Here is a 24651-nt window from a genome sequence, read left to right as displayed (position 1 = left end):
TTATGATAGAGGTAAAAGGTTTACATAAAGCTTTCAATGGCGAAGAGGTTTTAAAAGGTATTGATTTTGTTTTCGAACGCGGAAAAACCAACTTAATAATTGGCCAATCTGGATCTGGAAAAAGTGTTTTTTTAAAAAACATGCTCGGTCTTTTTACTCCTGAACAAGGCGTAATTGAATACGATGGCAAACCCTATAGTGAATTTTCTGATGAAGAAAGAAGAGAACTTCGGAAAGAAATAGGGATGGTTTTTCAGGGAGGAGCACTTTTTGACTCTATGACAGTTAAAGAAAATGTTATGTTTCCGCTGAAAATGTTCACCAAGATGAAGAAAGCGAAGATGGAAGAACGCGTTAGTCTTGTTTTAGAACGCGTAAATCTTGTTGGTGCAGATGATAAATTCCCTTCGGAAATTAGTGGTGGTATGCAAAAACGTGTTTCTATAGCACGCGCTATTGTAAATCAGCCAAAATATTTATTTTGTGATGAACCTAACTCGGGATTGGATCCAACAACCGCTACGGTTATTGACAATTTAATTCAGAAAATCACACATGAGTATGACATAACCACAATTATCATTACTCACGATATGAACTCGGTTCTTGAAATTGGAGAAAAAATTGCGTTTTTAAAAGATGGAGTTTTGGCGTGGACTGGTAACAAAGACGAAATTTTCAAGACCACAGACAAGACAGTAACCGATTTTGTGTATTCTTCAGACCTATTTAAAAAAGTAAGAGAAGCGCAACTGCAGGGCTACTAATTAGCAGATTTCACATTTAGCGTGTCCAGTTGTAACCGAACATTTAACCAGTTTTCGAATTTCTTTCTGCTATTTTCTTTTTCAGTAGCGGTAACTTTATCTTTCCAGGTAATTGTAAATGTTGGAATGGTATCGACTTTCTGAAAATCGGTAACAACCTGATTAGAATAGCCAAGGTTCTTGATTTCGCTATAATTCACCTGAGCTTCTTTACTAAGACTTTCAAAATCGAATAAAGAAGTTCGGTATCGTTTTATTTGGTCTTCTAACAATCGAATTTTAGCATCTTTATTTTCGACAACTTCCTGATTTTTCATGTAAAGATCTTCCAAAATACCACTACGAACCTGCGAGGATAATTGATCTAAGTTTCCGCCGTCTTCAGCGTTTTGATGAACAATAAGTTGCGATTCCTTAAGGGCTTCGATTTCGTTCAGCTTTGCGCGCCAAGTGGCTACTGTACCTTCCGGCACTCGCTTACCTATCATATAGATATCAATCCTTCTGTTATCAAAATCGGATTCCTGCTTTAAAACTTCGGCTCCTAAATAACGAATATCGTTACTTACAAAATCTTTCGCTTTCGTCTCGAATAAGGTTTTATTCAAAAGATTGATAAATAGAATAATACTGGGAATCATAACAATCACCGCTACTGCTGAAGCGATTTGAGCGGTTCTTCGACGTCTTTTACTATTGGCATAACGAACTAATGGAAAACCTAAAAGTTTAGCCACCGCAAAAGTAGAAAGCGCTATAAAAACAGCATTTATAGAAAAAAGATAAAATGCGCCACCGGCATTTTGCCATTGTGTATTTGCAAGACTAAAGCCTACGGTACAAAGGGGAGGCATTAAGGCTGTAGCAATCGCTACTCCCATAATTACACTGGCGATAGTTCCTTTTTTGGACTTTCCTACTATGAGCGCCAAACCACCAAAAATAGCTACTAAAACATCCAATATGGTAGGATAAGTTCTAGCTTCTAATTCTGGAGTGATTTCTGTAACCGGAGAAATTTTGAAATATACAAAAGCCGTAAGCACACTCAGCACTACCATTATCCCGAGGTTTTTGAGCGACTTTCTAAGTGTATCTACATCATTTATCGCAACCGACATACCGATTCCTACAATTGGTCCCATAAGTGGTGAAATAAGCATGGCTCCAATAACCACCGCCGTACTGCTTACATTAAGCCCTATGGAGGCCACAAAAATAGAGAAGATTAAAATCCAGGCATTATGGCCTTTAAATGAAATATCTCTCCTTACAGCCTCTAAGGTTGATTCTCGATCACTATCAGTTCTTATATCTAAAAGATCATTTATAAAAACTTTTGTGCTCTGAAAAAAGCCTTTTGCTTTTGCTTGATATTCCTCCTGAATTTCGGCATTCTTGTTTTCGTTTTCCATATAATATAGAAGCAAAAGAAAGCTAAGCTTTAATTAGCTCAACTTCAGCATTGGGTTGAAATAAATAAATTTTACCGCTATTCACTTCCAGACACTCATAACGCTTAATTCTTCTTGGTCCTTTTTTAAAAACCTTTCCGTTATAAATTCTGAATAATGCACCAGCCGGCACTTCAAAAATATAGTTTTTATCGTTTGGTTGATCAAAACTTTTTAATGCGATAGATAATCTTGCATCTGTATCACTACTTGCTGTGGGATTTTTGAAATGTCTGGCAATAAGCGGTAATAGTTTTGAAGGAAAGATTTCAGGATGGATAAATGGCAACATTAAGTTTCTGAAGGTAAGTTTCCATTCTCTCCCGTGCGGTTTAATTCTTCTTCCGTATTTTTCGAAAGCAAGCAAGTGCGCAATCTCATGCACCAATGTAATCAAAAACCGATATTGGTTGAGATTGGCATTAATTGTTATTTGCTGCGTTCCATCTGGCATTCTTCTATAATCACCGTGACGAGTGCGGCGTTCGTTAACCACTTTTAGATGCACGTTATTATCACGAATAAGCATAAAAGCCGGCTCTACCGCATGACTAGGCAAATATCTTGAAAGCACCTGATTCATCAATCCAATTTAAGGCGTACTATTAGAAACCTGAAGCAATTTCCCGTTATAGAATTTACTTCCTGTTAAGCTGAAATTCTTAATATAGGAAGCCATTTCTGCTGCGGAAAGTGGAGCTTCAAGACCAGGAAATGCTTCTGCTAACATTTCGGTTTGCACTGCTCCTAATGCTAAAACATTAAATACAGGTCCAGATTCTTTATACTCTTCAGCTAAAAGTTCAGTTAAAGTTATAATTGCCGCTTTACTTGAAGAATATGCCGACAATCCGGCGAATTTCATACTTCCCTGTACACCACCCATACTGCTTATGCTTACAATGTGCGACGAAGAATCCATAAATGGCATTAACTGCTGCGTTAAGCCAATCAAACCAAAAACATTCACTTCGTAAATCCTTCTAAACTCTTCTAATGCGGTTTCCTGAAATGGTTTATTTAAAAAAGCCCCGGCATTATGAATAAGAATATCGACTTTACCGTTCCATTCATTTTCGACAAAATCTGATGCTTTTTTAAGATCCACTTCAGTACCTAAATCGAATGAAAAAGCACTAACATTATCCAATTCTATTGAAGAAACAGGTTCAGCATTTCTAGATAATGCTAAAATATTAAAGTCCTCTTCAGCAAAAAGTTTAACAAGTTCAAGACCAATACCACGGCTTGTTCCAGTAATTACAACATTCTTCATCCTAATTCATCTTTATCTCCTTTTCCGGAGTATTTAATACTTTATGGATTCCTGGAATAATGGCTTCTACAACATTCGCCATATGTTCCGGATTCATTTCTGAAACCTCATCTTTTACATGATGGTAGTACGAGTAATTTGTAAAATCGAAAGTACAAATAGTTTGTGAAGGCACATTAAACTCAGCATAATAAGGATAATTATCGCTTCTTTTAAACAAATTCATTTGATTAGCCTCTGGTAAAAATCCTAAGGTTTGCTCGCCTGTATATTCATTAAATTTTTCAGCAAGATTACTTTCTTTGAATCCGGTTACATATGCCAGATAATCTTTACCGCTCATAGGAACGCCAATCATTTCCAGATTAATCATGGTGTATAGATCGATTCCTTCTTCTTTAAGTCTTTTTGCACTGTGGTAAGATCCTTTTAAGCCCATTTCTTCTCCACTAAAGAGAATAAATAAAACACTTCGCTTGTTATCTTTAAGTTCTGCAAAGTATTTAGCTAACTCTACCACTGCTGTGGTTCCTGCTGCATTATCGTTAGCTCCGTTAGCGATAGAATCTCCATCAACAGCATTCACTATACCAATATGATCATAATGTGCTCCAATAACTACAAATTCATCTTTAAGTTTAGGATCATTCCCTTCTAAATAACCTACTAAATTAAACGCCTTCACATCTCCTATTGTGAAATTATCTCGAAACGTATCGTAATAAGGTTTTACGCCATTTTCCTTAAATATGGTTGTAATGAAATTTGCTGCTTTTTCTATTCCTTCTGTTCCCGTTTTACGACCCAATAAATCATCTGAAGCTAAGTACTCCAAATTATCTTTCATATCGTTTGCTGAAATTTCTATCTCTGCTGTTCCCTGAGCTTTACAGGAAAATAATCCAGCCATACTAATAGCCAGAATTCCTAAAGTTTTAATTGGTTTTCTCATATTAGCTAAAATAAAAAAATCCCGCGATTAAACGCGGGATTCTTATCTATTCTAATATCCAGATTAGCTTATGCAAGCATAGTCACTGGATTCTCTATAAATGTTTTAAGATCTTGTAAGAATGCTGCGCCAGTTGCACCGTCTACAGTTCTGTGATCACAAGCTAAAGTCAGTTTCATGGTATTACCGACTACAATCTCACCATTCTTAACTACAGGCTTCTCTACGATAGCTCCTACAGAAAGTATAGCTGAATTTGGTTGATTAATGATACTGGTAAATTCAGTAATACCAAACATCCCAAGATTAGACACTGTAAAAGTACTTCCTTCCATTTCTTTTGGCTGAAGCTTCTTATTACGTGCTTTACCTGCAAGGTCACGAACATTGCCTCCTATTTGCGTCATCGACATTTGATCTGCAAATTTAAGGACAGGAACTACAAGACCTTCCTCTACCGCTACAGCAACTCCCATATGTATATGTTTCGCAATTTTCATTGCACCATCTGTCCATTGGCTATTTACTTGCGGATGCTTGCGAAGTGCCATTGCGCTAGCTTTAATTACCAAGTCATTAAAAGATACCTTAGTATCTGGCATGGCATTAATTTGCTTTCTAGACTGCATTGCATTCACCATATCTACTTCTATAGTTAGATAATAGTGAGGAGCAGTAAATTTAGATTCGCCAAGACGTTTTGCAATCGTCTTACGCATTTGAGAATTTTTAATTTCCTCGAAGCTTTCTTCTCCTGCTGGCACGTATGGTGCTGCTACAGAAGTTTCTGCTTCTTTCTTTGTAGTTTCTTCTTTAGCGGCAGGAGCAGCAGATGGCTTGTAAGATTCTATATCTTTTTTAACGATTCTTCCATTCTCTCCAGAACCTTCAACTTTAGAAAGATCAATTCCTTTATCTTCTGCCATTTTTTTAGCTAAAGGAGAAGCGAAAATTCGTCCACTCTCTTCTGAAGATGAATCAGAAGAACTAGCAGAAGTAGCTTCTTCTACGTTTTCTCTAGCTGCAGAAGTTTCTTTATCAGCTTTAGAAGCAGATTTTTTTGGAGCACTATCACCAGTAACATTAGAAACATCGGTTCCTTTAGGACCAATAATCGCTAATAGACTATCCACTGGAGCAGTTTCTCCCTCTCCGATTCCAATTTTAAGAAGCGTACCTTCATAAAAAGATTCAAATTCCATCGTCGCCTTATCGGTTTCGATTTCAGCTAGAATATCTCCTTCAGAAACCTCATCGCCTTCTTTTTTCAACCATGAAGCAACTGTACCTTCTTCCATAGTATCGCTAAGACGTGGCATGTTTACAACTTCTACACCTTCAGGAATTTCACCTGCTTCAGACGAAGCAGTTTCGTCTTCGGTAGTTTCTTCTTCACTTTCCTCAGACTTGTCTTCAGCAGCTTCAGAAGAACCTCCATTTAAAAGACCAGAAATATCTTCTCCTTCTTCCCCTATAATAGCCAAAAGCGTATCTACGGGAGCTGTTTCTCCTTCTTCAATTCCTATATGTAATAATGTGCCTTCGTAGAAAGATTCAAACTCCATCGTCGCCTTATCGGTTTCAATTTCAGCTAGAATATCACCTTCAGCTACTTTATCTCCTTTTTGTTTTAACCACTTCGCCACAACACCTTCTTCCATGGTATCGCTTAGGCGGGGCATGTTAATTACTTCTGCCATAGTTCTTAAAGTTTATGGGGTAAAAATGGATAATCTTCCTGCTCGTATACCACATCGTACATCACACTCTTCTCTGGGAAAGCAGATTCTTCTGCGAATTTTTCGCATTCTTTTACTTTCTCTTTGATCTGCTTATCGATATCCTTAATATCTTCTTCGGTAGCATAATTCTTTTCTAAAAGAATGTTTCTAACCTTTGTAATAGGATCTATCTTTTGGTATTCTGCAACTTCGTCTTTTGTACGATAGTGCTGAGCATCACTCATAGAGTGTCCTCTATAACGATATGTTTTTAACTCTAAAAATGTAGGACCTTCACCTTTTCTGGCACGACTAATTGCTTCATCTAAAGCTTCAGCAACTTTTTCTGGATCCATAGCATCTACCGGAGCACATGGCATCTCGTAGCCGTTACCTAATTTATATATATCTGTACTTCTAGATGTTCTGGCTACAGATGTCCCCATCGCATAACCATTATTCTCTACACAGAAAACCACTGGAAGATTCCAGTTTACGGCCATCGTTAATGTTTCGTGTAACGATCCCTGACGAGTTGCTCCATCACCCATAAATGTTAGGGTAACGGCATCTCTTTTGAAATATTTATCTGCAAATGCAAGCCCGGCACCTAGAGGAATTTGTCCCCCAACAATACCATGACCACCATAAAAACGATGTTCCTTAGAAAAGATATGCATAGAACCTCCCAAACCTTGCGAAGTACCTGTACCCTTACCATAAAGCTCTGCCATTACTCTTTTAGGATCTACTCCCAAACCAATTGGCTGTACGTGATTACGATAAGCAGTAATCATACGATCTTTATCGGTATCCATCGCATGTAAAGCTCCTGCCAGGATAGCCTCTTGCCCGTTATACAAATGTAAAAAACCTCTTACTTTTTGCTGAATATAAACTTGCGCAAGCTTATCTTCAAACTTACGCCAAAACAGCATATCCTCATACCACTTTAGATAGGTGGCTTTTGTTATTTTCTTCATTTACTTAAAAATTTTTATGGCTTTACAGATAGATTTCGTCAAGCGAATAACAAAAATACTATTTATAATAAGAATGGAAAACAGTTTTAGTGCAAAAATCTTTATAGGGCTACAGATTAAGTTTATCGAAAATAAAGGGTAATAATTCTTTTATCGATTTCGCTTTGTAGACTTTTCCTGTTTCCCCCATAAAATAAATTGGAATTCCTGTAGACTGATTTACCTCATACTCTGAAATCGCCTGGCGACACGCCCCACAAGGAGGAATAGGAGAAGTAATTTCTTTACTAAGTGATTTAGCTGTCACTGCAAGGGCCTTCATACTCATTTCAGGAAATTTTGAGCCGGCATAGAAAATTGCAGTACGCTCTGCACATACTCCAGATGGATAGGCTGCATTCTCTTGATTACTACCTGAAACAACTTCGCCGTTCTCCATTAAAATTGCAGCTCCTACTTTGAAATTCGAATAGGGTGCGTAAGCCTTTTCTCTTGCTACTATAGCATCATTCATTAATGCCTGAATGTGATCTGGTAATTCAGATTTTGATTCAAAAACATCTAATTCTGCTGAAAACTTTATTTTTTCCATAGTAAAAATTTCGGGCTACCAAAGTAAACAAAAAAGCACCAAAATAAAATTGGTGCTTTTTTGTTGTCCTCTATTATGTTTTCACTAATTAATATACTCATCTCCAAAGTTGAATGTAAGACCAAATCGCAAAGTTTGATCTAAAGGACTCGGAAAATCTGATGTAGAAAATAGATACGAAATATCTATAATTACAAAATCATTATATTCAAACCCACCTCCAAAAGACACAAATTTTCGATATCCCTTCTCATCACTCTCATTGAAGTAACCGGCTCGCAATTTAATAGCCTCTCTAAATGAATATTCTGTTCCCAGTGCCCAGGTAACTTCTTTAATTTCTTCGCTTAGCCCATTTGGAGCATCCGAAAATGATTTAAAAATACCACCTATAGCACTTACGTTATTATAGACATCATCGTCCTCTCTATTAATAACTCCGTCACCATTAAAATCTTGAGGTGTTGGAACCAGTAATTTATTAAACTCTAAATAAACACCCAATTTGCTATCAGGATTGAAAATAAAATCGAAACCTCCACCAAGTCTTAAATTCGTAGGAATAAAATTTTCCTGCCCAGCATCGTCATATTTCATCTTGGGACCAATATTGCTAATATTCACCCCTAATCTCCAAATTCCGTCAAAGTTTTGAAATACCACTTCTTCACTTTGGTAATACGCTGCTACGTCTACACCAAAACTACCTGCAGCTCCTAGATCCTGACCATCACTTAAACCAAGATCAGATCTAAGATATCTACCTGCAACTGCCATAGAAAAAGTTTCACTAAGCTTTAATGCATAAGACGCATCAAATGTTAGTTCATTTGGGTTTACTAATAAAGGATTTTGTTCTATGGTTTGTCTTGTCTCTATAGTTCCTAAACTAAAAAACCTCAAACTAGCCGCAAAAGCACTACGATCATCAATTTTATGATAATAACTAAGATCCCCTAAAAAGATATCACTCACAATATCTTTTAAATAAGGGGTATAGGAAACTCCTATACCATTCTCTGAGGTTGCAAAGGCAAATTTAGCTGGATTCCATTGTTGGGAAAAGGCATCCGCAGAAGTAGCTACACCCTGATCTCCCATTCCAGCCGCTCTGGCATCTGCAGCTACGAGCAAAAAAGGAACTGCCGTAGTAATTACCCGATCTCTTATTTCCTGAGCGTAAATATGGCTAGAAGTAAAAACTAAACCTAGTAATAAAATTGTTGAAAGTTTTTTCATCGCAGTAAACTAAATGATAAACAAATATATGTCAATATTATTAGAAGCTAAGAAAGCTCTTTTTAAATTTCGATTAAACACTACTATCCTTCGTTAGAAAGAATATAAATCAGGTCGATTGGCGAATCCAATTATTGCTAGATAACTATTCATAATTTTGAGTGCAAACCGTATAAAAAAATATTAATTTTGCGGTTTTAGGCATTTTATTTGTGCATATTTGCGTGAGTATTTAAATATAAAAGATATATGTTTGATCATATATTAAGATTAAAGTATTGGTTTTAGGGCAAATAAACTTGTACTTTTAGCGTTAATTATTATATTGCAAAGCCTAAATTCTACCTAAAGAGAACATGAGAATGAGAAAGAAAACTGCTTTTAGAGCACTTTTTACCATCGCTTTGGGCGTTGGTCTAGTAGGATGTAACAATTCAAAAAATTACAAAAACAGCTCAAGAGCTACCGGATGGGATATTAATTCTAAAGACGGTGGATTTCAATCCAATACAGACTACGACGAACAAGATCCTGCTCCTGGATTAGTCTTTATCGAAGGAGGTACTTTCACAATGGGACAAGTACAGGATGATGTAATGCATGATTGGAATAATACTCCAACTCAGCAACACGTTCAGTCCTTTTATATGGATGAAACTGAAGTTACTAATCGCATGTACCTTGAGTACCTGGATTGGCTAAAGAGAGTATTCCCACCAAGTCAGGAAAACTATAGAAACATTTATTACGGAGCGGTTCCTGATACCTTAGTTTGGAGAAACCGTCTTGGATATAATGAAACGATGGTAAACAACTACCTGAGACATCCTGCCTATGCAGAGTATCCTGTAGTTGGAGTTAGTTGGGTACAAGCTGCCGAATTCAGTAAATGGAGAACTGACCGCGTTAACGAGAGACAACTAGTTGAAACTGGATATATTGCTGAGGAAACCTTATACAATAGTGACGCTGGTTCTACATTTAGTACAGAAACTTACATCAATGCACCAAGCAGAGTTTACGGAGGAAATACCGAAATGACGCAAAGTGGTAAGAAATCCCAGAAATTAGTAGATAATCAATCTACCGACAGCCTTGGCAACACTTCTGGCGGAAAACAATATGTGCAACGTAAAGATGGAATTCTATATCCAGAATATCGTCTTCCCACAGAAGCAGAATGGGAATATGCAGCTTTAGGTTTGGTTGGTATTCGTGATTATAATAACTATCGTGGTAGAAAAAAATATCCATGGGATGGCAGATATACCCGAAGTGGGGATATGAGAAAACAAGGAGATCAATTGGCTAACTTTAAGCAAGGTTCTGGTGATTACGGCGGTATCGCAGGATGGAGTGATGACGGTGCTGATATTACAGCTCCTGTTATGAGCTACGAAGCTAATGATTTTGGCCTTTACGATATGGCTGGAAATGTCGCAGAATGGGTTGCTGATGTTTACCGTCCCATAGTAGATGATGAGTTTAATGACTTCAATTACTATCGTGGAAACATTTATACTGAAAACAGTATCAATGAAGATGGTTCCGTCCAGGTAGTAGGAAGTGACGATATAAAATACGACACCCTTAGTACAGGTAGAGTTGTTGCAAGAAACCTACCAGGTGAAATTCTTCAAAAGCCAATAACTGAAGATGATACTTATATGAGAACTAACTTCTCTAAAAGCGATAACAGAGATTTTAGAGATGGCGATAAAAGTTCTAGTCGTTACTATCAACCTTTTCAGGATATCGACAATTCTTCTAAAAGGATGTATAATTCTCCAGACTACGACAGAGTAGCAACAGGAGACACAACACAGGCTAAACCAAAATACGACAGCAAGGAAAGAACTACCTTAATTAGTGATGATGTAAGAGTTTACAAAGGTGGTTCATGGAGAGACCGCGCTTACTGGTTAGATCCGTCACAAAGAAGATATTTCCCACAAGACATGGCTACCGATTACATCGGTTTTAGAAATGCAATGTCTAAAGTTGGATCAAAATCTATGGATAACATCAAAAGAGCTAAGAATAACTAACAGCTCTGCAGTTTTAAAGAAATATTCACAAAAAAAGCCCTATTCATTTAGGGCTTTTTTTATACCTTAATTTCATGAATATAGCAAAAATACATCGCAGGTTCCTAACAAGTTCAGGAGTTAGCACCGACACTAGAAATATCAAACCTAACAGTCTATTTTTCGCATTAAAAGGCGCAAACTTTAATGGGAATCAATTTGCAGAAGAAGCTTTACTTAAAGGAGCTGAAATTGCTATTGTAGACGAAGAAATATATGCGAGAGAACAGGAGAATTATATTCTCGTTGATGACTGTCTAAAAGCATTACAGGAATTAGCTACTTTTCATAGGCAATTTTTGGGCATTCCAATAATAGCTATTACAGGAAGTAACGGAAAAACAACAACTAAAGAACTACTAAATGCCGTACTTTCTAAAAAATACCATACGGTAGCGACAAGTGGCAACCTGAATAATCATATTGGCGTTCCGCTTACATTGTTGCAGATGGATCAAACTACCGAAGTTGGTATCGTTGAAATGGGAGCCAATCATCAGGGAGAAATTGAATTTCTTACCGAACTTACTTTACCAGACTACGGATATATTACGAATTTCGGTAAAGCTCATTTAGAGGGTTTTGGAAGTATAGAAGGAGTCATTAAAGGTAAAAGCGAGTTATACCAACATCTGATCGATCATAAAAAGTTATTATTTTTGAATTTAGATGATACGATTCAAAAACTACATGATAGTTATTCCCATATTTTCACCTTCGGAACTAGCGACGACGCTGCTGTAACTCTCGATTACAACATTCATGAAAACAAATCTGAATTTGCTTCTTTCAATTTCAACAAAACTAACTTTAAAAGTCAGTTAACAGGGCAATACAATGCTTTTAACGCCGCAGCAGCCTTAACAATAGGCTTATACTTTAAAGTTCCGTTTGAGGATATTGAAAGCGCTATTGCGACTTATACACCAAGCAATAACAGATCCCAGATTCAAAAGACAAAAAACAACACGCTGTTACTTGATGCTTACAATGCGAATCCAACCAGCATGCTTTCGGCATTGAAAAACTTTAAAGAACTACCTACAGAGCTTACCAAAGTAGTAGTCATTGGTGACATGTTAGAATTAGGGCAATACACTACCGAGGAGCACCAATCTATTGCAGATATATGTAAAGATTTAAAGTTTGAAAAGGTATACTTAATTGGAGCTCATTTTAAAGAATCTATAACTCCTACTTCATTTAAGAAGTTTGAAACAACTGAAGCTTTTAAAAGCTTCCTTAGCAAAGAACCAATCTCTAATTCTTATATATTGATCAAAGGGTCACGAGGGATAGCGCTAGAGAAACTAACAGATGTTCTATAATGAAGAAATGACATTAAATAAAAAAAGCTTCCAAAATTGGAAGCTTTTTATTTTTGTGGGCGCGAAGGGATTCGAACCCCTGACCCCTTGGGTGTAAACCAAGTGCTCTGAACCAACTGAGCTACGCGCCCTAATGAATGCTTTAGCTAAAAAAAGCTTCCTTTTACGGAAGCTTTTGAATGGTTGTGGGCGCGAAGGGATTCGAACCCCTGACCCCTTGGGTGTAAACCAAGTGCTCTGAACCAACTGAGCTACGCGCCCCATTCATTATTGCGAGTGCAAATATAGACTAGTTTTTCTTCTGTACAAAGAAAAAAATTAAAAATTTTAAATAATTTCAGCTACTGTAAAATTGCTGCCTCCACAAAAGATCAGGTCTTCTTTCGCAGCCTTTTCTAAAGCAGTGCGATAAGCATCTGAAACACTTCTAAATACCTCACCCTTCAATCCAAATTCCATAGATTTCTGCATTAATTTTTCAGCTTCTAAACCTCGCGGAACATCTGGTTTACAAAAATAATAAATAGCATTATTAGGAAACATTGGTAATATTTCATCTAAATCTTTATCGCTAACCACTCCTAAAACGAAATGCAATTGCTTAAAACTTTCTTGAGATAATTGCTTGAATACATATTGAAGTCCGTCGCTGTTATGTGCGGTATCACAAATTACTTTTGGACGCTGTTCCTGAAGAATATCCCATCTTCCTCTAAGATTCGTGTTTTTTACGACCTGTTTTAGACCGCTGTAAATTTGCTCTTCAGAAAATTTCCAACCTTGCTGAATTAATTGCTGAATTACTGCATAAACTCCTTTAATGTTCTTTTGCTGATAGCTTCCTAATAAGTCAGTTTGGAGATCTGAATCAGCTTTTCTTTCTTCAGCAAAAATAATTACAGCATTTCTCTCTTTCGCTGTTTTTCTGAATACAGGTTCTGTTTCAGGATGTTTTTCTGAAATAACAACAGGAATATTCTCCTTTATTATCCCAGCTTTTTCTCCGGCAATTTCAGGTAAAGTCGTTCCTAAAAATTGCGTGTGATCTTTACCAATATTTGTTATCAAAGAAACTTCAGGAGTAATGATATTAGTTGAATCTAAGCGACCTCCCATTCCTACTTCGATAACCGCAATATCAACTTTTTCTTCAGCAAAATACCAAAATGCCATTCCCACGCTCATCTCGAAAAAAGACAAACGTTCGGCTTCTAAAAAAGACTTATTATTTTTCACAAAATCGATTACCGCTTCTTCGGAAATGTACTTTCCGTTAATTCGAATACGCTCTCGGTAATCTTTTAAATGTGGTGAAGTATATAATCCAACCTTATAACCTGCTTCTTGTAATACCGAAGCTATCATGTGGCTACTTGAACCTTTTCCGTTAGTACCGGCAACATGCACGCTCTTAAAATCTTTCTCTGGATGATTAAGATGCGCTGCTAATTTTAAAGTGTTGGATAAATCTTTTTTGAAAGCTGAACTTCCCACACGTTGATACATGGGTAACTGCTGAAACATCCAATCAACAGTTTCTTGATAAGTCATCAATTATTCAGATAATTTGAAGTTATAAACTATGGTTCCTACCTGACGCGAAGGCGCATCTGCGTCACTATTAAATTTAGTAGCCATTGCTGCTTTTCGTGCTGGTTCTGTTAAACAGGAAGCGTTATTTGTTGTTCCTTTTATTCCGGGAGTTGCGGCAATAACCTGGCCTTGTCGATTTACCTCGATACGAACCACAACAATTCCAGATTCATTACAATCCTGAACGAATTTTTCTTTATTTAAAGCTCGACGACCACCTAATCGATAATTACCGTCACCATCTAATCCTGCTCCATTACCGTAATAGCTTTTCGCATTAGGATCGCCATCAGGAGAACCTTTATCTCCAGCGGCATTATCATTACCTTCTCCCCCACTCGCTTCTCCGCTTCTTTCAGGACCGTTTAAAATACTACTCATCGCATCGGTAGTAGATTTATCTGGCTTAGGATCTGGTTTCTTAGCAGGTTCTTCTTTCTTCGGCTTCACCTTTGGTTTCTCGGTTTCAACAGGCTTTTTAATTTCCTTTTTTTCTTCGATTACTGGAGCTTCTTCTACTTCCTGAGTCACGACCTGATCTTCAACTACAGGTTCTGGTTCTGGAGGCGCAACCTCTGGACTCGTATTTTTAGGTGCAGATTCAATAGGCTTAGTAGGCTGATCGTTTCCTGATCCTACTTCAGAAGTTCCGAAATTTACTGCAATACCACTCTCTGGTGGTGGATCAAGATATGTAAAACCAAAAAAGAACAAAATAGCTAACAATAGCACATGTAGTACTATGGTTATCGTGAATGATTTTTTCTCGTGTTTGGTTTTTAAAAAAGCCATATTATTCCGGTTTAACGGCTAGTACTATTTTATATCTATTTCGATTCGCGATATCCATTACATTTACCGCCTTTTCGATTGGCACACCTTCCTCAGCACGCAAAATAATCGTTGGATTTTCTATTCCAGCTAATTTATTTCTTAAAGTACTTTCTAAGGCTGAATTACTAATTCGCTCATCGTTTATATACACCTGCAGTTCTTTAGTAATACTTACTGAAACATTCTGCTGGTTTGTGGTCTTTCCTTTAGCTTTTGGAAGAATGAGATCCAAAGCTTCTGGAGTAATCACCGGAGAGGTTAGCATAAAGAAGATCAATAACAGAAATACAATATCTGTCATTGAGCTCATACTAAACTCCGGACTTACTTTATTTCTTCCTCTTAAATTCATACTAAGCAGGCTCGTTTAAAATGTCTAAAAAGTCTACCGCAGTAGCTTCCATTTGGTGCACTACTTTATCGGTTTTTACCACCAGGTGGTTGTAACCAATATAGGCGATAATACCAACTATTAGACCGGCAACGGTAGTCGTCATTGCTGTATAAATACCTTCTGCTAACAATCCCATTTGTGCCTGCCCGCTACTTGTTGCCAACTCATGGAAGGCAATTACCATTCCAATCACTGTCCCTAAGAAACCAATCATCGGTGCAGCACCTGCAATAGTAGCAAGAATACTCACGTTTTTCTCCAGTTTATAAACCTCTAAACGACCTGCATTTTCGATAGCTGTATTAATATCTTCTAATGGACTACCAATTCTTGATATTCCTTTCTCGGTTAGTCTAGCTACGGGATTATCTGCTTGAGAACAGCGCATTTTTGCCGACTCGATATTACCGTTAGAAACACTATCTTTAATTTGATGCATAAAGTTTTTATCTACCTGGCTTGCTGATTTTATAGCAAACAACCTTTCAAAATAGATATAAACCGCTGCAAAAAGTAAAATAAAAAGAATTAGGATAATGATCTGCCCAGCAATACCACCACTTAATAACAAATCGAATATAGAAAGTGTTTTTTCTTCTGAAACCGCTGCAGTATCCTGCGCTGTTTGCGCAATGGTATCCTGCTGAATAAAATATAGCATACTAATTGATTAGGGTTTTTTAGGTTAACGTGATAAACGGATTTAAATTGTTGCCCAAATTTAGTAAAATAATCATCAGAATAATTCCTTATCTGCATTCATTAAGAAATTACTAACAGATAAGGAAATGAATATGTTACACTAGTTGTTTAAGAGCAACCTCAAACGCTGTTTTACTAATATTTGTTTTACTGCTATTATTGTTAAAAGTATTTTGAATTGCGTTTTTTATAGTCATTGAAGTATCGTTAAAAATAGCTTCATCTGTCATTTGTACACGACGCTCCATAAAATAGGCAAATACACGAGCCATCCCACAATTAGAAATAAAATCGGGAATTAGACTTACGCGCTCATCAGTAAACTCCATAATAGGACCAAAGAAAATCTCTTTATCAGCAAACGGAACATTGGCTCCGCAAGAAATAACTTCCAGTTTTCGATCTATTAAATTTGAGATTTGATCTTTCGTTACTAATCTAGAAGCTGCACAGGGTGCAAAGATTTCAGCATCAATATTCCATATTTTCTCATTGATTTCTTCAAAAGGAATTAATTCCGAAGCATTCAGCGTATTTCCTTCTTTTTTCAAGAATAAGTCTTTAATATCTTCAAAAGCAAAACCTTCTTCATTAATCAAGCCGCCGGCGCGATCGATAATTCCAACAACTTTTGCTCCCATCTGTGAAAGATAATACGCAGCAGCAGAACCTACATTTCCAAATCCTTGCACGATAGCTTTTTTTCCTTTAATATCACCGCCGTAGATTTCATAATATTGATGTACAGCTTCTGCCACACCAAAACCGGTAATCATATCTGCAACTGTATATTTTCTCGAGATATCTGGCGAATAATCGGTATTTTCCAAAACCTTAATTACACCTTGGCGCAATTGGCCAATTCTATTAATTTTATCAGCTTCAGTTGGTTGAAAATAGCCATTAAAAACACCTTCTTGTGGATGCCAAACTCCGCAATTTTCAGTGATCGGAATTACTTCATGAATTTCATCTACATTTAAATCACCACCAGTTCCGTAATAACTTTTCAATAAAGGAGAAACTGCTTTGTACCAACGCTCCAAAACGCCCTTTTTACGTGGATCTTTAGGATCGAAGTTGATTCCCGATTTAGCGCCACCAATAGCAGGGCCAGAAACCGTAAATTTCACTTCCATCGTTTTTGCTAAAGAAAGTACTTCATTTTTATCCAACCCTTCTCGCATTCTGGTTCCACCTCCAGCTGCGCCACCTCTTAGTGAGTTGATCACCGTCCAGCCTTCAGCTTCGGTTTCAGGATCATTCCAATGAAAAACAATTTCTGGTTCTTTATTCTCGTAAACTTTTAATAATTCTTTCATGTATGTGTGATTTGCGTCAAAGATAATTATTCGTAAAAACTAAACGCGTTTAGGAGCAAATACCTTTCCTGAAGAATGATCTTTTTTAGCGCCGGTAACCGAACTTAAAACATTCACCTTCTCTTCCAATTTAAGCACACCCAACAAGCCAAAAATTAAAGCCTCTTTAAAATCGATAATCTTAGCATTTGGGATTATAAATTCACAATTTGAATATTCTTTAAATTGCTGCACTAAAAAATCATTAAAAGCACCTCCACCGGTCACCAAAACTTTAGATTCTTTATTGTTATTCAAAACTTTCGCCACTTGTTGTGCTACATGGATAGTATAGGTATGCAAAATATCTGGAATAGGTATTTCTTCGGAACTAATTAGCGGTAAAACTTCAGCTTTAACCCACTCGATGCCAAGAGATTTTGGTGGCTTTTCAGAATAATAATTAAGATTGTTTAATTGCTGAAGTAATTTTTCGTGTAATCGTCCCTCTGAAGCAATTTGACCTTTATCATCATAAGCTTTACCCAATTTCTGGGTAAAATAATTGAGTACGGTATTTACAGCACAAATATCGTAGGCTAGCATTTGATCATTTCGCTCTTCAGAGATATTTGCGAAGCCGCCTAAATTTAAACAATATTGGTATTCGTTAAAAAGTAACTGATCACCAATAGGCACCAGCGGTGCTCCCTGCCCTCCTAGCGCAACATCCTGAACTCTAAAATCACAAACCACTTTATTTTGAAGATATTCTGCAATTTCAGGGAGATTTCCAATTTGTAAAGTGTATCCATTTTGTGGTTCATGCTTTATTGTATGCCCATGCGAACAAATAGCATCCAAATTTTCGATATTGTATTCAGCAATAAATTCAAGAATTACATCAGCTAAATATTTGGTGTAGTTTTTATCTAAAATTTGTAATTCCTCTTCATTTAAATCTATTCCTTCATTCAGCTTTTCGCGCCATTCTTCAGCATAGCCTACTGTTTGAGCTTCCAGAATTTCAAAATCATAGTTATTTTCAGCAGAGAAATGGATGTATGCCAAATCGATTCCATCTAAAGAAGTCCCGGACATTACACCAATCACGAAATAGTTATTTTTTCTCATATTCTCAAAAATAAATATTTTTTGTTGAAAAATACACACTAAAAATTTATATTTGGTAAGTATAATTACCTTTTTCTAAATTTATATTCAATGAATTTCGAATTATCCGAAGAACATATAATGATTCGCGATGCTGCTCGCGATTTTGCTAAAAATGAATTGCTTCCCGGCGTTATTGATAGAGATGAAAAACAGGAATTCCCAAAAGAACAGATTAAAAAAATGGGAGAACTTGGTTTTATGGGCATGATGGCCTCCCCAGAATATGGCGGCGGCGGGATGGATACCATTAGTTACGTTTTGGCAATGGAAGAAATTTCTAAAATAGATGCTTCTGCCTCTGTAGTCATGTCTGTAAACAACTCTTTAGTTTGTTGGGGTTTGGATACTTATGCCTCTAAAGAACAAAAGGAGAAATATTTGGCGAAGCTTACAACCGGAGAAAAGCTAGGTGCGTTCTGCTTATCTGAACCCGAAGCTGGCAGTGATGCTACTTCTCAACGTACTTCCGCAATCGATAAAGGAGACTATTACCTACTAAATGGCACCAAAAACTGGATCACCAATGGAGGTACTGCAGATTACTATCTGGTAATTGCACAAACCGATAGAGAAAAAAAACACCGCGGAATAAATGCCTTTATTGTCGAAAAGGGATGGGAAGGTTTTGAAATTGGCCCGAAAGAAAATAAACTAGGGATAAGAGGAAGCGACACGCACTCTCTGAATTTTAATGATGTAAAAGTTCCTAAAGAAAATAGGATAGGCGAAGATGGATTTGGTTTTAAATTCGCCATGAAAACATTATCGGGCGGTAGGATTGGTATTGCTGCACAGGCTTTAGGAATTGCCTCTGGTGCTTTCGAACTAGCTAGAGATTACAGTAAACAACGTAAAGCTTTTGGCACTGAAATTAGTAATCATCAAGCCATTGCCTTCAAACTTGCAGATATGTATACTTCCATAGAAAGTTCGAGACACTTGGTAATGAAAGCTGCCTGGGACAAAGACCAGAAAACAAGTTACGACCTAAGTGGTGCTATGGCAAAATTGAGCGCTTCACAAACAGCAATGGATGTTACCGTAGAAGCAGTACAAATACATGGTGGTAATGGATTCGTAAAAGAATACCATGTAGAACGCTTAATGCGAGATGCAAAGATTACACAGATCTACGAGGGAACTTCAGAAATTCAGAAAATTGTAATCTCTAGAAGTGTGCTCAAAAATTAAGATTTAAAATACATAAAATCAACTCGCTAACCATGGCGAGTTTTTTTATATCAAAATCCATTATTTTCCATTACAGAATTCGGAATTTACACTCCATTTCTTTAAACGATTGATAAAAATTAAGATTTTATTTAGTTTTGGTGAATTTTGTAAGCTCTTTAATGTTATTACTTTCATTTTCTTTACTAATTTAGATATTTTTGTAGTAATAACATAAGGAAGATAGAATATGACACCAAAAGAGCAGGGGCTATACTTGCCTGAATTTGAGAGAGATAATTGCGGCGCGGGATTCATTTGTAACTTAAAAGGTAAGCAAACGAATGATATCATCCATAAAGCTTTGGATATTTTAATTCGATTAGAGCATCGTGGAGCTGTAAGTGCAGATGGAAAAACCGGAGATGGTGCCGGTATATTGATCGAAATTCCGCATAACTTTTTTAAAAAAGTTTGTGATTTTGATCTACCAGAATTTGGTGAGTATGCAGCAGGTATGGTTTTTTTACCAAGATCAGAAAACCAATCAAAGATCTGCAAAGAGATTTTTGAAGAAGAAATCACTAACCAGGGACTTAATATTATTGGATGGAGAGAAGTTCCTGTTGATAAATCCTGTTTAGGTAGTATCGCTACTTTAAGCGAACCTAATGTTCAGCAAATCTTTATCGGAAAAGATGAAGACACTAATGATTTGCATTTTAGAGCTAAACTATTCGCCGCTCGTAAAATTGCCGAACATAAAATATATAGCTCTAATTTAGGCGAAGCCGAATATTTCTACCTTCCTAGTTTATCTACAAAGACAATTATTTACAAAGGCTTATTGATGCCGCAAGACATCAATGTATATTACACAGATCTTAACGATCCAGATCTGGTAACTAAACTTGCTTTAGTTCACCAACGTTTTTCCACGAACACATTCCCTACCTGGGATTTGGCTCAACCATTTAGATACATGTGCCACAACGGAGAGATTAATACGTTAAGAGGAAATCTCAGCCGGATGAAAGCTAGAGAAGAGCTTTTTGAAAGTGAAATTTTTGGTGATGATATCAAAAAAATATTACCAGTAACTTTAGATGGGAAGTCAGATTCTGCATCTATGGATATGGTTTTAGAAATGCTTTTACAAACGGGCCGTTCTCTTCCAGAAGCGATTATGATGATGGTTCCAGAAGCATGGGAAAAGAATCCATCGATGGGCGATAACAAAAAGGCATTTTACGAATATAATGCTTGCATTATGGAACCGTGGGATGGCCCTGCGTCTATTCCATTTACCGATGGGCAATACATTGGCGCGCTGCTAGACCGTAATGGTTTGCGACCATCTCGTTATACGTTAACTAAAGATGGTTATGTAATCATGTCTTCTGAAACAGGAGTTGTTGATGTAAAACCTGAAAATGTTGAATTACACGGTCGTCTTGAACCGGGTAGAATGTTCTTAGTAGACATGGTTGAAGGCCGAATAGTTGGCGATCAGGAAGTGAAAGAACAAATTGTATCTAAGCGACCTTATAGAAAATGGCTAGATGAAAATTTACTGCCATTAGCCGAAGTACCGTATACTGGAAACAAAACCCCAGTAGAACCTGTAGAATTTCAAACAAGACAAAAAGTTTTTGGATATACGTTAGAGGATATCAAAACGATCATAAGCCCAATGGCTACCCAAGGGAAAGAGGCTATTGGATCTATGGGAACAGATATTCCTTTGGCTGTACTTTCAGATAAACCACAATTACTTTTTAATTATTTTAAACAGCTATTTGCTCAGGTAACCAACCCGCCACTGGATGGAATACGTGAAGAAATTGTTACCGATATCAGCTTATCGATAGGTGAAGACAAAAACATTTTTGATATCACCCCAGATCATGCTAAGAAACTTAGAATTCAAAATCCAGTAATCTCGAACGAAGATCTGGATAAAATAAAATATATAGAACACAACGATTTCCGTGCAAAATCAATTTCAATTTTATATGAAGTTGAAAAAGGAATGAACGGCCTTGAAGAAAGACTGGATCAAATTGTTCTGGAAATCAAAAAAGCAGTAGATGAGGATAAAAATATCATTATCCTATCAGATAGAAATGTGAGCGATAAATTAGCTCCTATTCCATCACTTTTGGCTTGTTCTTTTGTTCACCACGAACTTAAAAAACATAAAAGAAGATCTGCTTTTGGAATCGTAATTGAATCTGCGGAACCTAGAGAACCACATCATTTTGCTTTACTATTTGGTTACGGTGCGTGTGCTATTAACCCGTACATGGTAAATGAAATCATCTATAAACTTTCTGAAAATGGAGACATAGATGAAAAGGATCCAGATCTAGCGGTTAAAAACTTCAACAAAGCTATTGGAAAAGGTATCGTAAAGATTATGAATAAGATTGGTATCTCTACCTTACATTCTTATCGTGGTTCACAAATTTTCGAAATTCTTGGTTTAAACAAAAAATTCACAAACAAATACTTTACCAATACACCTTCCAGAATTGAAGGTATTGGGCTTTACGAAATTGAAAGAGAAATTCAGAAAAGACATAAACTTGCTTTTAATCCACCAGAGACTGAAACTGGTTTAGATTTGGAAATTGGCGGTGATTATCGTTGGAGAAGAAATGGCGAGCGCCACATGCTAAATCCTGCTTCTGTAGCAAAACTTCAGCAAGCAGTAAAACAAAACAGTTTCCAAACTTATAAGGAATATTCCAATTTTGTGAATAATCAGACAAAGAATCTGATGACGCTTCGCGGAATGTTTAAATTCAAAAAACTAAATCCAATCCCGGTCGAGGAAGTTGAGCCATGGACAGAAATTGTAAAAAGATTTAAGACAGGTGCAATGTCCTTTGGATCTATTAGTAAGGAAGCCCACGAAAATCTTGCTATTGCGATGAATCGCTTGCAGGGAAAAAGTAACAGTGGGGAAGGTGGTGAAGATGCCAACCGCTTTACTCGTGATTCTAACGGAAACTGGAGAAATAGCGCAATTAAGCAAGTTGCATCCGGAAGATTTGGCGTTTCGATAAATTACTTATCAAACGCTAAGGAAATTCAGATTAAAATGGCACAGGGAGCTAAACCAGGAGAAGGTGGACAATTACCTGGTCCAAAAGTAAATCCTGCTATAGCCAAGACAAGAAATTCCACCGCCTATGTAGGATTAATTTCTCCACCGCCACATCACGATATTTACTCTATCGAAGATTTAGCTCAGTTAATTTTTGATTTAAAAAATGCAAACAGAGAAGCAAGAATCAATGTAAAATTAGTATCTAAAGTTGGCGTCGGAACTATTGCCGCTGGTGTTGCAAAAGCAAAAGCAGATGTGGTTCTAGTCTCTGGGTATGACGGAGGTACAGGAGCTGCTGCTTTAACTTCTTTGAGACATGCCGGTTTACCATGGGAACTTGGAATTGCTGAAGTACAACAAACATTACTTTTAAACAATCTTAGAAGTCGAATTACGGTAGAATGTGATGGACAGTTAAAAACAGGACGTGATGTTGCAATTGCATGCCTTTTAGGAGCCGAAGAATTTGGATTCTCAACTGCACCTCTAGTTGCATCGGGTTGTATTATGATGCGGGCATGCCATTTAAATACTTGTCCTGTAGGGATCGCTACCCAAGATCCCGAATTGAGAAAAAACTTTAAAGGCACCCCTGAAGATGTAATCAATTTTATGTATTTCGTTGCTCAAGAACTACGCGAAATTATGGCTAGTTTAGGCTTCAGAACCTTAAATGAGATGGTAGGCCAAAGTCAGAAATTAGAAATGGATCACGCCATCGAGCATTATAAAGCACAGGGAATAGATTTATCTGGTATTCTTTACAAACCAAATATCGATAAAGATATTCCTTTATACAAAACTCAAAACCAAAATCATGGTTTAGAAAATGTCTTGGATTTTGACATTTTGAGTAAGGCTCACCCGGCGATTTATCGTAAGGAAAAAATGAGCTTAGACTTTGAAATATCCAACATTAACAGAACGACTGGAGCGATATTGAGTAATGAAATTTCAAAAATTCATGGCGAAGGAGGATTACCGAAAAACACGCTAGAGCTTAATTTCAAAGGTTCTGCTGGCCAAAGTTTTGGTGCTTTCGCTACACGTGGTCTTACTATGAATGTTAATGGGAATACCAATGATTACTTCGGAAAAGGACTTAGCGGAGCAACACTAACCGTTCGAGTCCCAGAAGAAGCTACATTTAAATCTGATGAGAATGTTATCATAGGAAATGTGGCGCTATATGGAGCAATTAATGGTGAAGCATATATCAATGGAATTGGAGGAGAACGTTTTTGCGTGAGAAATTCAGGTGCAAAAGCCGTAATTGAAGGAATTGGTGATCATGGTTGTGAATACATGACCGGAGGTCGCGCAGTAATTTTGGGACAGATAGGAAGAAACTTCGCTGCAGGTATGAGCGGTGGAATTGCCTATATCTACAATGCAGATAATAAATTAGATAATAATAATTTTAATATGGAGTCGATCCAGTTAGAAGAGCTAACCGGCGATGATTCTTCAGAATTAAAAGAATTAATACAAAATCATTACTATCATACAGATAGTGAAGTTGCAGGCCAAATTTTAGAAAATTGGGAGGATAATCTTTCTAAATTCATCAAAGTAATGCCAACAGAATTCAAGAAAGCATTACAGCGCATGGAAGATGAAAAAAATAAAGAAGAAAACCTGGAACTTAAAACGGCGTAATTAATGGGAAAGCTAAGAGGATTTTTAGAATACGATAGAAAAGACGAAAATACCGAAGCTGTAGAGCTAAGGGTTAAGAATTACAAAGAATTCACTAAAGATTTAGATACTGAAGAGCTTAATAATCAAGGGGCTCGTTGCATGGACTGTGGAATTCCATTTTGTCACAGTGGTTGTCCTTTAGGGAATCTTATACCAGATTTCAACCATGCAGTTTACGAAAACGACTGGAAAAAAGCATTGCAAATATTGCATGCTACAAATAATTTTCCAGAATTTACTGGGCGATTGTGCCCTGCTCCATGTGA

At 36.9% G+C, this 24651-nt stretch carries 20 protein-coding genes and 2 tRNA genes (1 of these 22 only partly in view); 6 read left to right on the top strand and 16 right to left on the bottom strand.

The window, feature by feature from the left end; all coding sequences use genetic code 11:
* The first annotated feature begins 2 nt into the window (after positions 1-2).
* Complete coding sequence (locus QWY91_RS16085) at positions 3-767, top strand: ABC transporter ATP-binding protein (RefSeq protein WP_290236514.1); 765 nt, start codon at positions 3-5, stop codon at positions 765-767.
* Here the strand turns inward: QWY91_RS16085 and QWY91_RS16080 are convergent.
* The 8 genes from QWY91_RS16080 to porV all read right to left on the bottom strand — a co-directional run bounded on the left by QWY91_RS16080 (position 764) and on the right by porV (position 8984).
* Complete coding sequence (locus QWY91_RS16080) at positions 764-2182, bottom strand: DUF389 domain-containing protein (RefSeq protein WP_290236513.1); 1419 nt, start codon at positions 2180-2182, stop codon at positions 764-766. The genes QWY91_RS16085 and QWY91_RS16080 overlap by 4 nt on opposite strands.
* 22 nt (positions 2183-2204) lie before the next feature.
* On the bottom strand, positions 2205-2804 hold the full coding sequence (locus tag QWY91_RS16075) for a SprT-like domain-containing protein (RefSeq protein WP_290236512.1): 600 nt from the start codon (positions 2802-2804) through the stop codon (positions 2205-2207).
* A gap of 9 nt (positions 2805-2813) precedes the next feature.
* On the bottom strand, positions 2814-3497 hold the full coding sequence (locus QWY91_RS16070; RefSeq protein WP_290236511.1) for an SDR family NAD(P)-dependent oxidoreductase: 684 nt from the start codon (positions 3495-3497) through the stop codon (positions 2814-2816).
* Position 3498: 1 nt separating this feature from the next.
* Entirely contained in the window at positions 3499-4449 is a 951-nt protein-coding gene (locus QWY91_RS16065) for a M28 family peptidase (protein WP_290236510.1), read from the bottom strand.
* Between the two features lie 68 nt (positions 4450-4517).
* Positions 4518-6149, bottom strand: a complete 1632-nt coding sequence (locus QWY91_RS16060; protein WP_290236509.1) for a pyruvate dehydrogenase complex dihydrolipoamide acetyltransferase — start codon at positions 6147-6149, stop codon at positions 4518-4520.
* A 5-nt stretch (positions 6150-6154) separates the two neighbouring features.
* Positions 6155-7153 (bottom strand): pyruvate dehydrogenase (acetyl-transferring) E1 component subunit alpha, encoded by a 999-nt coding sequence (gene pdhA / locus QWY91_RS16055; protein WP_290236508.1) that lies wholly within the window; start codon positions 7151-7153, stop codon positions 6155-6157.
* A 109-nt stretch (positions 7154-7262) separates the two neighbouring features.
* Positions 7263-7745: a cytidine deaminase gene (gene cdd / locus QWY91_RS16050; protein ID WP_290236507.1), complete on the bottom strand. Its 483-nt coding sequence runs from the start codon at positions 7743-7745 to the stop codon at positions 7263-7265.
* 84 nt (positions 7746-7829) lie between these two features.
* Positions 7830-8984 carry a type IX secretion system outer membrane channel protein PorV gene (gene porV / locus QWY91_RS16045; protein ID WP_290236506.1) on the bottom strand — a complete coding sequence of 385 codons (1155 nt, stop codon included), beginning with the start codon at positions 8982-8984 and terminating at the stop codon, positions 7830-7832.
* Between the two features lie 356 nt (positions 8985-9340).
* On the opposite strand from porV, the gene gldJ reads away from it, so the two are divergent.
* Together gldJ and QWY91_RS16035 are read left to right on the top strand one after the other, a co-directional pair.
* Positions 9341-11032 carry a gliding motility lipoprotein GldJ gene (gene gldJ / locus QWY91_RS16040; protein WP_449361570.1) on the top strand — a complete coding sequence of 564 codons (1692 nt, stop codon included), beginning with the start codon at positions 9341-9343 and terminating at the stop codon, positions 11030-11032.
* Positions 11033-11106: 74 nt separating this feature from the next.
* Positions 11107-12399: a UDP-N-acetylmuramoyl-tripeptide--D-alanyl-D-alanine ligase gene (locus QWY91_RS16035; protein WP_290236504.1), complete on the top strand. Its 1293-nt coding sequence runs from the start codon at positions 11107-11109 to the stop codon at positions 12397-12399.
* A 56-nt stretch (positions 12400-12455) separates the two neighbouring features.
* Here QWY91_RS16035 and QWY91_RS16030 read toward each other — a convergent pair.
* The 8 genes from QWY91_RS16030 to QWY91_RS15995 all read right to left on the bottom strand — a co-directional run bounded on the left by QWY91_RS16030 (position 12456) and on the right by QWY91_RS15995 (position 18357).
* A tRNA-Val gene (locus QWY91_RS16030) sits at positions 12456-12530 on the bottom strand.
* Between the two features lie 55 nt (positions 12531-12585).
* A tRNA-Val gene (locus tag QWY91_RS16025) sits at positions 12586-12660 on the bottom strand.
* Between the two features lie 66 nt (positions 12661-12726).
* Entirely contained in the window at positions 12727-13950 is a 1224-nt protein-coding gene (locus tag QWY91_RS16020) for a bifunctional folylpolyglutamate synthase/dihydrofolate synthase (RefSeq protein WP_290236503.1), read from the bottom strand.
* 3 nt (positions 13951-13953) lie between these two features.
* On the bottom strand, positions 13954-14784 hold the full coding sequence (locus QWY91_RS16015) for an energy transducer TonB (RefSeq protein ID WP_290236502.1): 831 nt from the start codon (positions 14782-14784) through the stop codon (positions 13954-13956).
* Position 14785: 1 nt separating this feature from the next.
* Entirely contained in the window at positions 14786-15178 is a 393-nt protein-coding gene (locus QWY91_RS16010; RefSeq protein ID WP_290236501.1) for an ExbD/TolR family protein, read from the bottom strand.
* A 1-nt stretch (position 15179) separates the two neighbouring features.
* A complete protein-coding gene (locus tag QWY91_RS16005; RefSeq protein WP_290236500.1) occupies positions 15180-15881 on the bottom strand; it encodes a MotA/TolQ/ExbB proton channel family protein in 702 nt (233 codons plus the stop codon).
* Positions 15882-16017: 136 nt separating this feature from the next.
* Positions 16018-17244, bottom strand: coding sequence for a Glu/Leu/Phe/Val dehydrogenase dimerization domain-containing protein (locus tag QWY91_RS16000; RefSeq protein ID WP_290236499.1), 1227 nt, complete (start codon positions 17242-17244; stop codon positions 16018-16020).
* Between the two features lie 39 nt (positions 17245-17283).
* Positions 17284-18357, bottom strand: a complete 1074-nt coding sequence (locus QWY91_RS15995) for an anhydro-N-acetylmuramic acid kinase (protein WP_290236498.1) — start codon at positions 18355-18357, stop codon at positions 17284-17286.
* Between the two features lie 90 nt (positions 18358-18447).
* Between QWY91_RS15995 and QWY91_RS15990 the strand changes: the two genes are divergently transcribed.
* From QWY91_RS15990 to QWY91_RS15980, 3 genes are all read left to right on the top strand, one after another.
* Positions 18448-19590, top strand: a complete 1143-nt coding sequence (locus QWY91_RS15990) for an acyl-CoA dehydrogenase (protein WP_290236497.1) — start codon at positions 18448-18450, stop codon at positions 19588-19590.
* A 229-nt stretch (positions 19591-19819) separates the two neighbouring features.
* Positions 19820-24343 carry a glutamate synthase large subunit gene (gene gltB / locus QWY91_RS15985; protein ID WP_290236496.1) on the top strand — a complete coding sequence of 1508 codons (4524 nt, stop codon included), beginning with the start codon at positions 19820-19822 and terminating at the stop codon, positions 24341-24343.
* Between the two features lie 3 nt (positions 24344-24346).
* Positions 24347-24651, top strand: the beginning of a protein-coding gene (locus tag QWY91_RS15980) for a glutamate synthase subunit beta (RefSeq protein WP_290236495.1). The gene runs 1159 nt beyond the window's last position; the window shows 305 of its 1464 coding nt (coding positions 1-305); the start codon lies at positions 24347-24349; its stop codon lies beyond the right edge, outside the window.

Origin of the sequence: Zunongwangia endophytica, assembly GCF_030409505.1 — a bacterium.
GTDB classification, from domain to species: domain Bacteria; phylum Bacteroidota; class Bacteroidia; order Flavobacteriales; family Flavobacteriaceae; genus Zunongwangia; species Zunongwangia endophytica.
Note: the sequence above shows the minus strand (reverse complement) of the source record. Positions and strands in the feature narration are given on the sequence as shown.

Coding starts and splice junctions, on each gene's coding strand:
- QWY91_RS16085 (WP_290236514.1), top strand. CDS start 3: ATGATAGAGGTAAAAGGTTTACATAAAGCTTTCAATGGCGAAGAGGTT.
- QWY91_RS16080 (WP_290236513.1), bottom strand. CDS start 2,182: ATGGAAAACGAAAACAAGAATGCCGAAATTCAGGAGGAATATCAAGCA.
- QWY91_RS16075 (WP_290236512.1), bottom strand. CDS start 2,804: ATGAATCAGGTGCTTTCAAGATATTTGCCTAGTCATGCGGTAGAGCCG.
- QWY91_RS16070 (WP_290236511.1), bottom strand. CDS start 3,497: ATGAAGAATGTTGTAATTACTGGAACAAGCCGTGGTATTGGTCTTGAA.
- QWY91_RS16065 (WP_290236510.1), bottom strand. CDS start 4,449: ATGAGAAAACCAATTAAAACTTTAGGAATTCTGGCTATTAGTATGGCT.
- QWY91_RS16060 (WP_290236509.1), bottom strand. CDS start 6,149: ATGGCAGAAGTAATTAACATGCCCCGCCTAAGCGATACCATGGAAGAA.
- pdhA (WP_290236508.1), bottom strand. CDS start 7,153: ATGAAGAAAATAACAAAAGCCACCTATCTAAAGTGGTATGAGGATATG.
- cdd (WP_290236507.1), bottom strand. CDS start 7,745: ATGGAAAAAATAAAGTTTTCAGCAGAATTAGATGTTTTTGAATCAAAA.
- porV (WP_290236506.1), bottom strand. CDS start 8,984: ATGAAAAAACTTTCAACAATTTTATTACTAGGTTTAGTTTTTACTTCT.
- gldJ (WP_449361570.1), top strand. CDS start 9,341: ATGAGAATGAGAAAGAAAACTGCTTTTAGAGCACTTTTTACCATCGCT.
- QWY91_RS16035 (WP_290236504.1), top strand. CDS start 11,107: ATGAATATAGCAAAAATACATCGCAGGTTCCTAACAAGTTCAGGAGTT.
- QWY91_RS16020 (WP_290236503.1), bottom strand. CDS start 13,950: ATGACTTATCAAGAAACTGTTGATTGGATGTTTCAGCAGTTACCCATG.
- QWY91_RS16015 (WP_290236502.1), bottom strand. CDS start 14,784: ATGGCTTTTTTAAAAACCAAACACGAGAAAAAATCATTCACGATAACC.
- QWY91_RS16010 (WP_290236501.1), bottom strand. CDS start 15,178: ATGAATTTAAGAGGAAGAAATAAAGTAAGTCCGGAGTTTAGTATGAGC.
- QWY91_RS16005 (WP_290236500.1), bottom strand. CDS start 15,881: ATGCTATATTTTATTCAGCAGGATACCATTGCGCAAACAGCGCAGGAT.
- QWY91_RS16000 (WP_290236499.1), bottom strand. CDS start 17,244: ATGAAAGAATTATTAAAAGTTTACGAGAATAAAGAACCAGAAATTGTT.
- QWY91_RS15995 (WP_290236498.1), bottom strand. CDS start 18,357: ATGAGAAAAAATAACTATTTCGTGATTGGTGTAATGTCCGGGACTTCT.
- QWY91_RS15990 (WP_290236497.1), top strand. CDS start 18,448: ATGAATTTCGAATTATCCGAAGAACATATAATGATTCGCGATGCTGCT.
- gltB (WP_290236496.1), top strand. CDS start 19,820: ATGACACCAAAAGAGCAGGGGCTATACTTGCCTGAATTTGAGAGAGAT.